The organism is Streptomyces sp. CA-294286, assembly GCF_050947155.1.
Taxonomy (GTDB): Bacteria; Actinomycetota; Actinomycetes; order Streptomycetales; family Streptomycetaceae; genus Streptomyces.
Genome location: NZ_CP192005.1, coordinates 5,872,447 through 5,884,907, shown reverse-complemented (window position 1 = coordinate 5,884,907; position 12,461 = coordinate 5,872,447). Strand labels below are relative to the sequence as shown.

At 72.3% G+C, this 12,461-nt stretch carries 11 protein-coding genes; 4 read left to right on the top strand and 7 right to left on the bottom strand.

Features of this window, described 5'->3' with window-relative positions; genetic code table 11:
- Positions 1–229: 229 nt before the first annotated feature.
- The 3 genes from ACQPZG_RS30695 to ACQPZG_RS30685 all read right to left on the bottom strand — a co-directional run bounded on the left by ACQPZG_RS30695 (position 230) and on the right by ACQPZG_RS30685 (position 2,730).
- A complete protein-coding gene (locus ACQPZG_RS30695; RefSeq protein ID WP_433548939.1) occupies positions 230–1,042 on the bottom strand; it encodes an SAM-dependent methyltransferase in 813 nt (270 codons plus the stop codon).
- Between the two features lie 267 nt (positions 1,043–1,309).
- Positions 1,310–2,311, bottom strand: a complete 1,002-nt coding sequence (locus tag ACQPZG_RS30690; RefSeq protein WP_433548938.1) for an SCO0930 family lipoprotein — start codon at positions 2,309–2,311, stop codon at positions 1,310–1,312.
- Between the two features lie 200 nt (positions 2,312–2,511).
- Positions 2,512–2,730: a hypothetical protein gene (locus tag ACQPZG_RS30685; protein WP_433548937.1), complete on the bottom strand. Its 219-nt coding sequence runs from the start codon at positions 2,728–2,730 to the stop codon at positions 2,512–2,514.
- 232 nt (positions 2,731–2,962) lie between these two features.
- Between ACQPZG_RS30685 and ACQPZG_RS30680 the strand changes: the two genes are divergently transcribed.
- The gene (locus ACQPZG_RS30680; protein ID WP_433548936.1) at positions 2,963–3,208 is read left to right on the top strand and encodes a hypothetical protein; all 246 of its coding nucleotides are present in this window, start codon (positions 2,963–2,965) and stop codon (positions 3,206–3,208) included.
- A 25-nt stretch (positions 3,209–3,233) separates the two neighbouring features.
- Positions 3,234–3,998, top strand: a complete 765-nt coding sequence (locus ACQPZG_RS30675) for a DUF4239 domain-containing protein (protein ID WP_433548935.1) — start codon at positions 3,234–3,236, stop codon at positions 3,996–3,998.
- Positions 3,999–4,093: 95 nt separating this feature from the next.
- Here the strand turns inward: ACQPZG_RS30675 and ACQPZG_RS30670 are convergent, their stop codons facing one another.
- Complete coding sequence (locus ACQPZG_RS30670; protein ID WP_433548934.1) at positions 4,094–5,635, bottom strand: FAD-dependent monooxygenase; 1,542 nt, start codon at positions 5,633–5,635, stop codon at positions 4,094–4,096.
- 315 nt (positions 5,636–5,950) lie between these two features.
- On the opposite strand from ACQPZG_RS30670, the gene ACQPZG_RS30665 reads away from it, so the two are divergent.
- The gene (locus tag ACQPZG_RS30665; RefSeq protein ID WP_433548933.1) at positions 5,951–6,583 is read left to right on the top strand and encodes a hypothetical protein; all 633 of its coding nucleotides are present in this window, start codon (positions 5,951–5,953) and stop codon (positions 6,581–6,583) included.
- A gap of 83 nt (positions 6,584–6,666) precedes the next feature.
- On the opposite strand, the gene ACQPZG_RS30660 is transcribed toward ACQPZG_RS30665, so the two are convergent.
- The gene (locus tag ACQPZG_RS30660; RefSeq protein WP_433548932.1) at positions 6,667–7,146 is read right to left on the bottom strand and encodes a hypothetical protein; all 480 of its coding nucleotides are present in this window, start codon (positions 7,144–7,146) and stop codon (positions 6,667–6,669) included.
- 377 nt (positions 7,147–7,523) lie between these two features.
- Between ACQPZG_RS30660 and ACQPZG_RS30655 the strand changes: the two genes are divergently transcribed.
- The gene (locus ACQPZG_RS30655) at positions 7,524–8,192 is read left to right on the top strand and encodes a class F sortase (RefSeq protein ID WP_433548931.1); all 669 of its coding nucleotides are present in this window, start codon (positions 7,524–7,526) and stop codon (positions 8,190–8,192) included.
- A 15-nt stretch (positions 8,193–8,207) separates the two neighbouring features.
- Here the strand turns inward: ACQPZG_RS30655 and ACQPZG_RS30650 are convergent, their stop codons facing one another.
- Both ACQPZG_RS30650 and lysX read right to left on the bottom strand, forming a co-directional pair.
- Positions 8,208–9,053, bottom strand: coding sequence for a polysaccharide deacetylase family protein (locus ACQPZG_RS30650; protein WP_433548930.1), 846 nt, complete (start codon positions 9,051–9,053; stop codon positions 8,208–8,210).
- Positions 9,054–9,154: 101 nt separating this feature from the next.
- Positions 9,155–12,454 carry a bifunctional lysylphosphatidylglycerol synthetase/lysine--tRNA ligase LysX gene (lysX, locus tag ACQPZG_RS30645; protein ID WP_433548929.1) on the bottom strand — a complete coding sequence of 1,100 codons (3,300 nt, stop codon included), beginning with the start codon at positions 12,452–12,454 and terminating at the stop codon, positions 9,155–9,157.
- Positions 12,455–12,461 lie beyond the last annotated feature (7 nt).

Genomic DNA, 12,461 nt, shown 5'->3' with positions numbered 1-12,461 from the left:
GGAGCGGAAACCGTGCCCGGCGGGAAGAAGGCCGCGCCCGGTGCGGACGCCGGAGCGGGCTCCACGTCCCTGCTCGGGCCGGACCCCTGGACCGGGACGGGACCCGAGGACCGTGCCGTCCCGGGACTCCGGGGCCGGGTCCCGGGCGGACGGCCGCCGCCCGGTCCGGAGTCGGGCACACCGGCCGCTCCGCCGTCCCGTTCCCCGTCGGGGGCATGCGCCTGCGCGCTCACGCCTTGCGCCCCACCCCTGCGAAGCCCGAGAAGGCGTACGGGTCTTCCTGCGTGACGGACGTCTCGGGCCGCCATTCGGCCATCGGCACGAGGCCGGGTTCGACCATCCGGAAGCCTTCGAAGAACCGCGCGACCTCGGGGCGCGAACGCATGATCAGCGGATTCTTGATCTTCTGGTAGATGTCGACGACGCCGCCCGTCAGTTCCTCGGTGAGCGGCACGCCCTCGTAGGAGGCGTGGGTGAGGATCAGCATGCTGCCCGGTGCCAGGGCGTCGCGGAGCGTGGCGACGGCGGCGTACGGGTCGTCCGCGTCCTCGATGAAGTGCAGGACGGCGACCAGCAGGAGCGCCACCGGCCTGTCCAGGTCGAGGAGTTCGCGCACCTCGGCGGCTCCGAGGATCTCGTCGGGCTTGCGGAGGTCCGCGGCGACGACGGTCGCCAGGTCGTTCCCTTCGAGGACGGCCCGGCTGTGCGCGACGGCCACCGGGTCGTGGTCCACGTACACCACGCGTGCGGCGGGGTCGGCGGCCTGGGCCACCTCGTGGACGTTGCCGAAGGTGGGGATGCCGGAACCGATGTCGAGGAACTGGGTGACTCCCTCGGACAGCGCGTGCCGTACGGCGCGGCGCATGACCGCCCGGTTCGCCTGCATGATCTTGGGCAGGCCCGGCATGAACTCCATCGCCTTGCGGGCCGCCTCCCGGTCGACCTCGAAGTTGTGCGAACCGCCCAGGTAGTAGTCGTAAATGCGGGACACGCTCGGCATCGAGATGTCGATGCCCGACGGTGCCCAGGCGGGACGCTCCATCAATGTCTCCAACAGTCGCCACGACGAATGCGGGCACGACTGACGTGCGTGCCCGGTGTTCGAGCTGAGGCTACTGATCCACCGCCAGCAGGGCGAGCGAAAACGGAAATTGCCCGTCCGTTCTCGGTCACACCCGGATGGCAAGTGCACCCGTGCACGCGCCCGGCCCGTCACCCCCGCGTGAACGGGGACGACGGGCCGACTGTAGGGGCAGGCGTGATACGTCTCCCACTCGGGACCCTCCGTGACGAGGATCCGCCGGGATTGTCACCTGGGGGCGCCCACCAGCTTGCCCTGCGGCGACACGGCGTACCAAGTACCGCCCACGCCCTGGCCGTTGGTGTCGCCGGGTCCGGTGTCGCCCGAGTAGGTGTAGAGCGGCCAGCAGTCGATCGTCTGTTGCTCGGTCCCGTCCGGGCGGTCGAAGACGACGTAGCCCTTCAGCAGGATGCCCTCGGTGTCGTTCTTGGGCACGGGGGCGACGGCCGGCCACTTGGCCAGGCAGTCGCCGGTGCAGGCGGACTTCATGGGCCAGGCCGAGTCCTTCTTGAAGCGGTAGACGGTGCGGCCCCGCCGGTCGACGACGATCTCGCCGAGCTCGGGGTCCTTGCGCACCGACATGCCGGGCTGCCCGGCAGGCACACCGGGGGACGCCTCCGCCCCCGCGCCCCCGGTCCCGGGGGCGGCGGCGTCGGGCTTCTCCTTCCCGGCGTCCGGCTGCGCCGGGGCGGCCTTCTTGCCGTCGGGTGCGGCGGCGAACCACGTGCCGCCCACGCCCTGCCCCTTGGCGTCCCCCGGCGCGGCGTCCCCCGCGTACCTGTACATCGGCCAGCCGCCCAAGGTGAGCTGCTTGCCACCGTCGCCGCGGGTCACCTCGCCGACGACGGCGGGTTCGGTTCCAGCGGGAGCGGTGACGCCCCCCGCGGGTACCGGCGGCCAGGTTTTCGCACAGTCGCCGTCGCAATTCGACGTCGGCGGTTTCGCGGTGTCCTTGTCGAAGCGGTAGAGGGTCATGCCCGCGCTGTCGGTGACGACCTCGCCGAGCCGTCCGGTGTCGCGGGCGGCGAGCTGCCCCGCCGGCCGCGGCGCCGCGGCCGGCGCGTCGTCCTCGCCGTACCCGTCGTGAGCGGGGGGCTGCTGGGCGGCGGCCGGATCGCCGACGGAGCGGGACGCCGCGTTGCCGTTGCCACCGTCCTGGCCGCATGCCGTCGTCATCGCCAGTACCGCCGCCGCCGTCACCGCGAGCGAGACGCTCCGCCAGCTGTTCATGTCTTCTCCCGTTTCCCGAAGGTTCCCGTGGGGCTGCGTACGACGCGTCTGTGCGTCGCACCTGGCCCTAGGTACGTGCGGGGCACGCCGTCGCGTTCAACGGCGGGGAGAAGAACTCAACGGTCACCCCACCCGGCCATTCGCACACCCGGGCCCTTCTCACGTGCAAATTCGAATCCGTGACATCCATCAGGGGAATTTCATACTTCTGGGGCCTGCCGCTCGTTGGACAGATCCATGAGGCCCCTCGTCCACGGATCACGCCATGAGTCCGCTCCGCTCCTGCTGCGACTGCTGTCCGCGGCCACGTTGTGCTTGGTGCTGGCGGGCTCGGCTCCCGCCTCGGCCGACAGCTGTGCGTACGCCTCGATCGGCGAGGGCGGCGGATCGGCGATCGCGGTGGCGGGCGGCGACGGCACGTCGTGCTCGCCGAAGCCCGTTCCACCACCACCGCCCCCACCGCCCCCACCACCCCCGCCACCGCCGCCTCCGCCACCTCCCCCGCTGCCGCCAGATCCCAAGCCCCCGGCCCCAGCCCCTCCCCCGGTCCCGGCTCCGGTACCCCCGCCCGCACCGCCTCCCGCACCGCCCCCCGCGCCGGAGCCGGAACCGCCGCCCCGGCCGCGGCCGGCCGTTCCCGTTCCTGCGCCCGTGCCCGTGCCCGTTCGGCCCGCGCTGCCCGCGCCTCCCTCCCCCGCCCCCGAGACCTCGCCGCCCCCCGCCCGCCCCTCGGCCCTCCCCGCACCGCCCGCGCCCCGGGCGGTCGCCATCCCCACCTACCGCAAGCCCGCCCGCAGACCCCCCAAGAACCGCACGTCCATGCTCACCCTCGCCCTGATGATCACAGCGCCCGCGGTCTTCGCCGTCGCGGTACTGCGTCCCCGTTCTTCCCGCTGATGCGGTCCCACCGACGGAGGTTCCCTTGTCGGAATGGCTCGTTCTGAGCATCGCGATGGCTTCGGCCTGCGCGATCGTCCTTACCATCGTGGTGATCAACCACCGTCGGGTCGGCGACGACGACGACCCGACCCAGACGCCCGACGTCCTCGAATACATGACGATGATGATCGGCGTGATCTACGCCATCGTCCTCGGCCTCGCCATCGCCGGCGTCTGGGAGGGACGCGGCGCCGCACAGGAGTCCGTCCGTCAGGAGGCCCAGGCCCTGCACGAGGTCAGCGCACGCGCCGAGGTCTACCCGGCCGACGTCCGTGCCCGCATCCGTGCCGACATCGACGCGTACGTCAACCACGTCATCGACATCGAGTGGCCGCACATGACCGAACACAACGAGGTCACCGAGCGGGGCGGCGAACTCCTCGACCGCGTCCGCCACGACGTCACCCTCTACACGCCGAAGACCGACCTCGAAGGCCAGGCCTACCAGCCCCTCGTGGATCAGGTGGCCGCCGCCGACGACGCCCGCAACAGCCGCGCCCAGAACACCGAGGCGACGATGCCCACCATCGTCTGGTTCGGCCTCATCACCGGCGCCCTCATCACCATCGGCCTCATCTTCGCCCTGCAGATCCGCCGCACCGGAAGAGAGCTTCTGCTCGCCGGGCTCTTCAGCGTCATGATCGCCTTCCTCCTCTTCCTCATCTGGGATCTCGACGCCCCCTTCGGCCACGGCCTCTCCGCCACCCCCGAGCCCTTCGTCGACCTGCTCCCGGGAACAGGCGACTGAGGACGGGGCGCCCACCGGCCCGGTGGGTCGCCGGGAGCGGGGCCGGCCGGAGGGATACGTCCCTCCGGCCGGCCCCGCCCGCAGCAGAGGTCCGGTCAGCTCCCGAGCAGGCGCAGGTAGTCGAGAACGGCGTCGCCGCGGTGCCCCTCGGTGATCAGTGCCACGTGATTGTCGGGGCGGACCAGGACCAGGGCGTCGCCCTGGACTGCGTACGCGGCCCGGGCGTGTCCCGCGTCGTCGCGCAGCCCGCCGTGCGGCCCTGCGTCCACCGCACACGTCCGCAACGGGTGGACAAACTGCCCCTGCGCCACCTGTTCCAGCGCCGGGACGGCCCCGCCGCCGAAGCCGAGGAGGGTGAAGTGCGGTCCCGCGAACCTGTCGAACAGCCGGACCGGGCCCCCGTTCCCCGCATCCGCGCACGGCGCGTCCGGAGCCCGGTCGCCCGCACTCGGCCGGGCGTCGCGGGACGCCGCCCCCGGCGAGAGCGAACTCCACCGGTAGCCGAGGCCCAGGCCGGAGGTGTCGTCCGTGATACCCGCGTCGAGTCCGCCGCCGGGCTGCCGGATGGCCTCCATGACCGTGTCGAGCCGCGCGGAGGACGTCTTCAGCGCCCAGGCGGCAACGGGCAGGCGCTCCTCCTCGTACGTGTCGAGCAGTCCTTCGCCCGCCTGCCCGGTGACGACGGCGGCCAGTTTCCACCCGAGGTTGTAGGCGTCCTGAATGCCGGTGTTCATGCCGAGGCCGCCCGCGACCGGGTGGACGTGCGCGGCGTCGCCCGCCAGCAGTACGCGACCGGCGCGGTAGCGGTCGGCCATGCGCACGTTGACGCGGTACGTGGACAGGAGGGCGGCGTCGCGAAGCCGGACGCCGGGCAGCCGGGCGTGCCGGTCGAGAAGCCGCTGGAAGCTCTCGCGGGAAGCGGCGAGCGGCTCGCCGTCGGCGTCGCGTTCGGGTGAGGCCTGGAACCACCAGCCGCGCTCCGTACCCGGGATCGGACAGAGCATCACCGCGCCGTCCTCGTCGAACCACTGGTGCCAGCGGTCACGGGAGGGACTCCCGGCTCCGGCCAGTTCGACGTCGCCGTTGACCATGACCTGCTCCGCGTGGGTCGTGCCGTCGAAGGCGACGCCCATGAGTGCGCGGACGCCGCTGTGTCCGCCGTCGCAGCCGACCAGGTAGCGCGCCTCGATGCGACGGCCGCGGGAGGTTCGGGCGACGACCCGGTCCGCGCCCTGCTCGTACGAGACGATGTCAACGCCGAGTTCGACGTGCACGCCGTGTCCGGCCAGCTCGGCCCGCAGGATCTCCTCCAGTTTCCACTGCGGGATCAGCCGGCCCCGGTCGTAGGGCGCGTCGGGGGTGGGCCGGCAGCCCGCGTGCGGATCGGTGTCCGCGACGAACACCGCGTCGCGGTACTTGCGCATGACGAGCGGGGCGCAGCCTTCGTCCAGGATCCGGCCGACGACGCCGAGGTCCTCCAGCACTTCGAGGCTGCGCGCGTTGGGTCCCTTGGCCCGTGAACTCCGGGGAAAGGAGGGGGACTTCTCGACGATCCGGAGGGCCACTCCCCGCCGGGCGAGGTCGCACGCCAGCGTCAGGCCGGTCGGCCCGGCTCCCACGACCAGCACACTGCTCACCCCTGCGTCCTTGTCCGGCACGCGGCACCGCCGCCCTTCCTCGTCGCGGAGTTCTTCACCGCACGAAGAAAACGCAACCATGACCCAAAGGCAACCAAGTAACATTATGTGAGTCGCTTCGGCCGTGCGTGCCGGGAGTCCGACCCCGCACCGGCTCCGCCGGGGCCGGCCGGGGGACTTCCATGCCCCATTCGCGCGACTGTGATCGCGGGGCTCACCGGGCGCTCCTAGCGTTCCGGGTATCGAGGTGCATTTTTCCGATATGAGTGGAAATCAGTTCCGCCGCCGTGCTCCTCGGGGACCCGGAGAATCACCATGCGTTCATCAGGACTCGCTTCCACCGCGGCTGCCGCGCTGTGCGCCGCCACCCTCGCCCTCGGCGGCGTCGGTTGCGCGGCGGCGGAGGGCGGCGCCGCCAGTGGCAGCGAGGACGCGGGGGCAGGAGCGGAGGCGGGCCTCGCGAACGCCCTCACCGTGACACCCTCCACCATCGCCGCCGGCGGCGAGGTCACCCTCGCCGTCCCCGGCTGCACGTCGGCCGCGACCGTCTCCTCCGGAATCTTCGACACGGTCGTCGTCGAGCCCGGCCGCTCCGCCCGCGTCGCGATCGACCGGGAAGCGAAGCGCGGCGCCGTGTACGACGTGTCCTTCACCTGCAACGGCACCAAAGGCTCCACCTCGCTGACCGTCGCCGGTGGCAGCGCCCTGCCGACGACCAGCTCGACCTCCCGCCCGTCGCCGGTGACCTCGGCATCCCCCGTCACCTCCGCCTCCGCCTCTGCCTCCGCCTCCGTCTCTGCCGTGCGAGGGGTGCGGGGTGGGCTCGGCGGCAGCGTCTCGGACATGAACGCCACTCAGGTCGCCGGTGGCGCGGCCCTGACCGCACTGGCCGTCGGCGGCACCTTCTACGCGGTGCGCCGCCGGACGTCGGGCCGTGGCCGCCACTGACGGGAGGTCGGGCACGACGCACACACGCCGGTGGGCCCGGGTCCCCGTATGGGGTCCCGGGCCCACCGGCGTCACAGAACGGATCAGGCCCTGCTGCCGGACGCGTTGCGGCGGCGGGCCACGAAGACCGCGGCGCCGAGTGCCGCCGAGGCGACCAGGCCCGCGCCGACCGCCATGTCCGTGTCGCTCGGTCCGATCGAGCCGCCGAGGCCGCCGTGTGCCCCGCGCCCGGCGAGCACAGTGAACCGGTGGGTGGCCACCATCGCGTTGTCGTTGCACTTCACGGCCAGGTTGTAGTGGCCGGGAGTGGCGTGGTCGTTGATCCGGGCCGACGCGTACCCCTTGGCGCCCGCCGACAGGCCGGCCTGCGGGAAGGCGTTGGACGTCACGGTGCCGCCGTGGCCGCAGCCGTTCGCCGTGATCGAGATCGTGCCGCCCTGGTGGACCGAGTACGGATTGACAGTGACGTTGCTCGGGCCGTTGGTGGCGGCGGCCACGGGGGCGGACATGGCGACTGCGGCGCAGGCGAGCGCGGTCGCCGCACAGGCGCGTGAAGCACGCATCGTAGAACCTCCATCGGAAGACGCTCCGGGGCGGTGCTCCGGGAAATTCGACGAGGACGCCTTCCATGACGAACCCTCAGCTACCGGTGCAATCTTCGCATTTCATACTGGGCCGGACCGGTGACGGACGGCACCGGCACGGACGCCGCCGGCCCGACGGCAGCCCGGCCCGTCTCCTGACGCCACCTCAGACCTCTGTCGAAGCGCGCCTTCTGATGCCCAATCAGAGGCCAGGGGTGCTGGCGCCACCCGTTCGCGCTCCGCACCTCGCCGCCGTACCGCGGGGCGCTTAGCGTCCGTACCAGATGGTCGGGTCCGTGCGGGGCGGGCCCGTCCGTGCACGACCGGCGGGTGGGCGCGACGAAGGGAGCAGCACTATGGGGCACCGGCAGGAATGGCGTGGCGCGCACCCGAGGCGGCGAGCGCCGTGGGGCCCGCTGACGCTGGCACTGCTCACCGGGCTCGCCCTGCTGCGCAACGGCAGCGACGTCGGATTCGGCCCGCCGCAGCCGGCCGCGGCAGCGGCCCGGGACAGCGCCGCGGACGGCCCCTCCGCCCCGACGGGACACGCGGCCGGACCGCCCGCGCTCCCCCACGCGCCGGCCTCCCGGGTGCGCCTCCCCGCGATCAAGGTCGACGCCCCCATGGTGGACGTCGGCCTCGACCGGGAGGGATGGATCGAAGCCCCTCCCCCGCAGGACCCCAACCTCGCCGGCTGGTACCAGAACGGCATCGCCCCCGGCCAGCGCGGCACCTCCATCGTCGTCGGCCACGTCGACAACTCCACGGGTCCCGCGGTCTTCTTCGGGCTCGGCTCGATGAAGAAGGGGCAGCGGGTGGAAGTGGACCGCTTCGACGGGCGCACCGCGGTGTTCGAGGTGTACGGGGTGGAGGTGTACGACAAGGAGGGCTTCCCGGGCGCCCGGGTGTACGGCGACACCGGGCGCCCGGAGCTGCGGGTGATCACCTGCGGCGGGGGCTACTCGAAGGACACCGGCTACGCGGGCAACGTGGTCGTGTTCGCCCGGCTCGTGGCCACGCGGTAGCTCCGCCTCCTCGCCTCAGTCCTGCGGGACGGTGATCCGGTAGCCCTGGTCGATGAGTTCGGGCAGGTACGTGCGCAGGGCGCGGACGGTGCCCGAGCGGTTGCCGCCCGCGTCGTGCGAGAGGACGACCACGCCCGGCCCGGCACCGGCGCGGACCCTGCGGATGATGGCGGAGCTGCCCGGCTCGGTCCAGTCCAGGGTGTCCAGCGTCCAGCCGAGCGGCTCCATGCCCAGCTCCGCGCCGATCTCGAAGGAGGCCCGGTTCCACGCGCCGTAGGGGGCCCGGTACCAGCGCGGCGCCGCGCCCACCGTCCGTTCCACCACGTCGCTGGTGCGTCCCAGCTGGGAGCGGATGCGGGAGCGGGACAGCTTGGGGATCAGCGGATGCGACCAGGAGTGGTTGCCGATGACGTGGCCGTCGTCGGTCATCTCGCGCAGCAGGTCCTGATGACCGGCCGCCATCTCGCCGCAGACGAAGAACATCGCCCGAGCGCCGTGGCGCCGCAGCGTCTTGAGGATGGCCGGGGTGTAGCGGGGGTCCGGCCCGTCGTCGAAGGTGAGGACCATGGTGCGGCCCGGCGCGTCCATCCGCAGGAACGGCTTGCGGCGGACGGGCGGGAGTGCGGGCCTGAGCTCCGGGGGCCCGTACGCGGTCATGGGGCGCAGCCGGTACGCGGACGGCTTGAGCGGCGCGGCGGCGCGCGGCGGCCCGGCGGCCGGGCCGGACTTCGCGGCGGCGGGGGCGTCGGGGGTCTGCGCCGTGTCGGTGCTCAGCACGTGCACGGTGACGGCGGCTCCTGCGCAGGCGGCGAGCCGCAGCACGGCCCGGCGGGACGAAGTCGGCTGATCTTCTGCTTTCATGACTAATGGCTCGCACGCCGTCACGTGCGAGCCATCGATCAACACATTCCGGGGCCCCGATTGCACCCGATGGAACTAGGGAGCGGCACTCCCCGCCCGTCTCAGCGGCGCACCAGCGGGAACGGCAGCGTCTCGCGGATCGTACGGCCGGTGAGGAACATGACGAGCCGGTCGACGCCGATGCCCAGGCCCCCGGTGGGAGGCATCGCGTACTCCAGCGCGTCGAGGAAGTCCTCGTCGACCTCCATGGCCTCGGGATCGCCGCCCGCCGCGAGCAGGGACTGCGCCCTCAGCCGTCGGCGCTGTTCGACGGGGTCGGTCAACTCCGAGTAGGCGGTCCCCAGTTCGGTGCCGAAGGCGACCAGGTCCCAGCGCTCCGCGAGGCGCGGGTCCCTGCGGTGCTGGCGGGTCAGCGGGGAGACGTCGGTGGGGAAGTCCTTGTAGAAGGCGGGCAGTGTGGTGCGCTCCTCGACGAGGCGCTCGTACATCTCCAGAACGAGGTCGCCGCGGGTCTTCTCCGGAGTGTGCGGCACGCCGGAGCGGTCGCAGAGACGGCGCAGCACCGGCTCCTCGGTGTCGGCGTCGACCTCTTCGCCGAGGGCTTCGGAGACGGCCCCGTACAGGGTCTTGACCGGCCAGGTACCGGAGATGTCGTGCTCGACGACCTTGCCGTCGGCGTCGATCCTGCGGGCGACCGGGGAGCCGAAGGCGGCGGTGGCCGCGCCCTGGACGAGTTCGCGGGTGAGGTCCAGCATCACGTCGTAGTCGGCGTACGCCTGGTAGGCCTCCAGCATCGTGAACTCGGGGTTGTGCTTGTAGGAGACGCCCTCGTTGCGGAAGGTGCGGCCCATCTCGAAGACCTTCTCCATGCCGCCGACGCACAGCCGCTTGAGGTAGAGCTCGGGGGCGATGCGCAGGTAGAGGTCGAGGTCGTAGGCGTTGATGTGCGTGGTGAAGGGGCGGGCGTTGGCGCCGCCGTGCACCTGCTGGAGCATCGGCGTCTCGACCTCCAGGTAGCCGCGTTCCAGCAGGCCCTGGCGCAGTCCCTGGAGGACGGCGGAGCGTGCGCGGACGACCTCGCGGGCGTCCGGGCCGGACACCAGATCGACGTACCGGCGGCGCACCTTGGCCTCGGGGTCGGTGAGGCCCAGGCGTTTGTCGGGCAGCGGGCGCAGGCATTTGCCGGTGAGCTGCCAGTCGGTGACGAAGAGGCTCAGCTCGCCCTTCTCGGACGTGCCGATCTCGCCGGTGGCGGAGACGAGGTCGCCGAAGTCGACGTCGGCGGTGAAGCGGTCGAGCACGTCCGTCCCGGAGCCGTCACGGGTGAAGGCGATCTGGAGGTCCCCGGACCAGTCGCGGAGGTCGGCGAAGACGACGCCACCGAAGTCCCGTACGACCATCACACGGCCGCAGACCGTGGCGGTTTCGCCGGTGCGGGCGCCGGGTGCGGCCGTGGCGTGGGCGGCGCGGACCGCGGCCAGGGTGTGGCTGGCCGCCGGGACGCCCACGGGGTACGGGTCGGTGCCCTCGGCGCGCAGCCGGGTCAGCTTGCGGTGCCGGATGCGGATCTGCTCGGGCAGGTGCGCGACGGGGTCGGTGTCTGCGGCGTCGGCCGCGCGGGCCAGGCCGAGTTCCTCGATGGAGGGCAGGCCCGCGGTACTGGCCGGGTTGGTGAAGGTACGGCGCGGGCTGTGCCCGCGGCCCCACCTCTTGCGCAGGCTGGGCACGGCGACGAAGCCTTCGGCGATGCCGGAGGCGAGGGAGACGCGGGCGAGGGAGCCCGCGTCGCCGTAGCAGAGGAAGCGGGGGTACCAGGCGGGCTGGTACTTGACGTTCGAGCGGTAGAGCGCTTCGAGCTGCCACCACTTGGAGAAGAAGAGCAGCAGTTTGCGCCAGAGCCGCAGGACGGGGCCGGCGCCGATCCGGGCGCCCTCCTCGAAGGCGGAGCGGAAGACCGCGAAGTTGAGGGAGACGCGGCGGATGCCGAGCTTGGGAACCTGGGCGCAGATCTCGGCGACCATGAACTCCATGACGCCGTTGGGCGCCTGCCGGTCGCGGCGCATCAGGTCCAGGGAGATGCCGTCCCTGCCCCAGGGCACGAAGGACAGCAGGGCGATGAGCGTGCCGTCGGCGTCGAAGGCCTCGACGAGGAGGCAGTCGCCGTCCTCGGGGTCGCCGAGCCGGTCGAGCGCCATGGAGAAGCCGCGCTCGGTCTCGGTGCCGCGCCAGGCGTCGGCGCGGTCGATGATCTGCTCCATCTCGGCGTCGGAGAGGGCGGAGTGGCGGCGGATGCGGGTGGTGGCTCCGGTACGACGGACCCGGTTGACGGCCTGCCGGGTGACCCGCATGTCGCGGCCGTCCAGGTCGAAGGAGGTGACGTCGAGGATGGCTTCGTCGCCGAGTTGCATGGCGCTGAGGCCGGCGCGGGCGAACGCGGTGGCGCCCTCCTCGGACGCGCCCATGACGGCGGGTGCCCAGGCGTACCGCTTGGCCACGCCCAGCCATGCCTCGATGGCCGCCGGCCAGGCCGACCTGTCGCCGACGGGGTCGCCGGAGGCGAGGGAGACACCGGCCTCGACGCGGTAGGTGACGGCGGCCCTCCCGTTCGGAGCGAAGACGACGGCCTTGTCGCGGCGGGTGGCGAAGTACCCGAGGGAGTCCTGTGCCCCGTACGCGGCGAGCAGCGCCCGGATGCGGGGCTCCTCGTCGCCGTGCAGGGAGGACTCCATGCGCTGCGAGCGGAACAGGGTCGCGGCGGCGGCCAGCAGGGCGAGCGCGCCGAGCAGTCCGCACAGGAAGTAGAGGAAGCGCGGCCCCCGGCCGTCGAACTGCCCGTACAGCACCCCGCCGAAGACCCGGCCGATCACCCAGGGGAGGCGGTCGGCGGCCACCAGCGTTCCCGGGAAGAGGGAGACGAGTCCCCAGCCGACGAGCACCGCGGCCGCCAGCGAGGCCACCAGCACGCCCACCGCGCGACGCACCGCGCCGTGACGGGAGGCGGCGTAGAACTCCTTGCGCGCGAGGATCAGCACCACCAGCGCCGCGGCGCACACCACGGTGGAGGCCAGCGCCTCCCAGTCCTCCAGGATGGTCCAGAGCACGTCGCTGACGAGCAGCAGACCGAGGTATCCGACCACCAGCCACCAGGCGATCTTCTTGCGTGCCCCGACGGCGGCGGCGAGCAGGAAGAAGAACACCGCGTACGCCAGGTTCGCGCTCACCGGAACGGTGAGGAACTCCAGGAGTTCGGTGAACGGCCTCACCAGTCTGCGCAGGGGCTGACTGATCGCGAGCAGGGCACAGTACAGACCGAGCAGACCGAAGAAGGTCGCGAATCCGTCGGGCACCCGGCTGAGGAAGCGGTTGCGGCTGGTGGGAGTCTCCTCCACGCTGACACTCATGGGGAAA

Bases quoted from the DNA above. Each gene is read 5' to 3' on its own strand.
- ACQPZG_RS30695 (WP_433548939.1), bottom strand. From the start codon at position 1,042: ATGGAGCGTCCCGCCTGGGCACCGTCGGGCATCGACATCTCGATGCCG.
- ACQPZG_RS30690 (WP_433548938.1), bottom strand. From the start codon at position 2,311: ATGAACAGCTGGCGGAGCGTCTCGCTCGCGGTGACGGCGGCGGCGGTA.
- ACQPZG_RS30665 (WP_433548933.1), top strand. From the start codon at position 5,951: ATGCGTTCATCAGGACTCGCTTCCACCGCGGCTGCCGCGCTGTGCGCC.
- ACQPZG_RS30660 (WP_433548932.1), bottom strand. From the start codon at position 7,146: ATGCGTGCTTCACGCGCCTGTGCGGCGACCGCGCTCGCCTGCGCCGCA.
- ACQPZG_RS30655 (WP_433548931.1), top strand. From the start codon at position 7,524: ATGGGGCACCGGCAGGAATGGCGTGGCGCGCACCCGAGGCGGCGAGCG.
- ACQPZG_RS30650 (WP_433548930.1), bottom strand. From the start codon at position 9,053: ATGAAAGCAGAAGATCAGCCGACTTCGTCCCGCCGGGCCGTGCTGCGG.
- lysX (WP_433548929.1), bottom strand. From the start codon at position 12,454: ATGAGTGTCAGCGTGGAGGAGACTCCCACCAGCCGCAACCGCTTCCTC.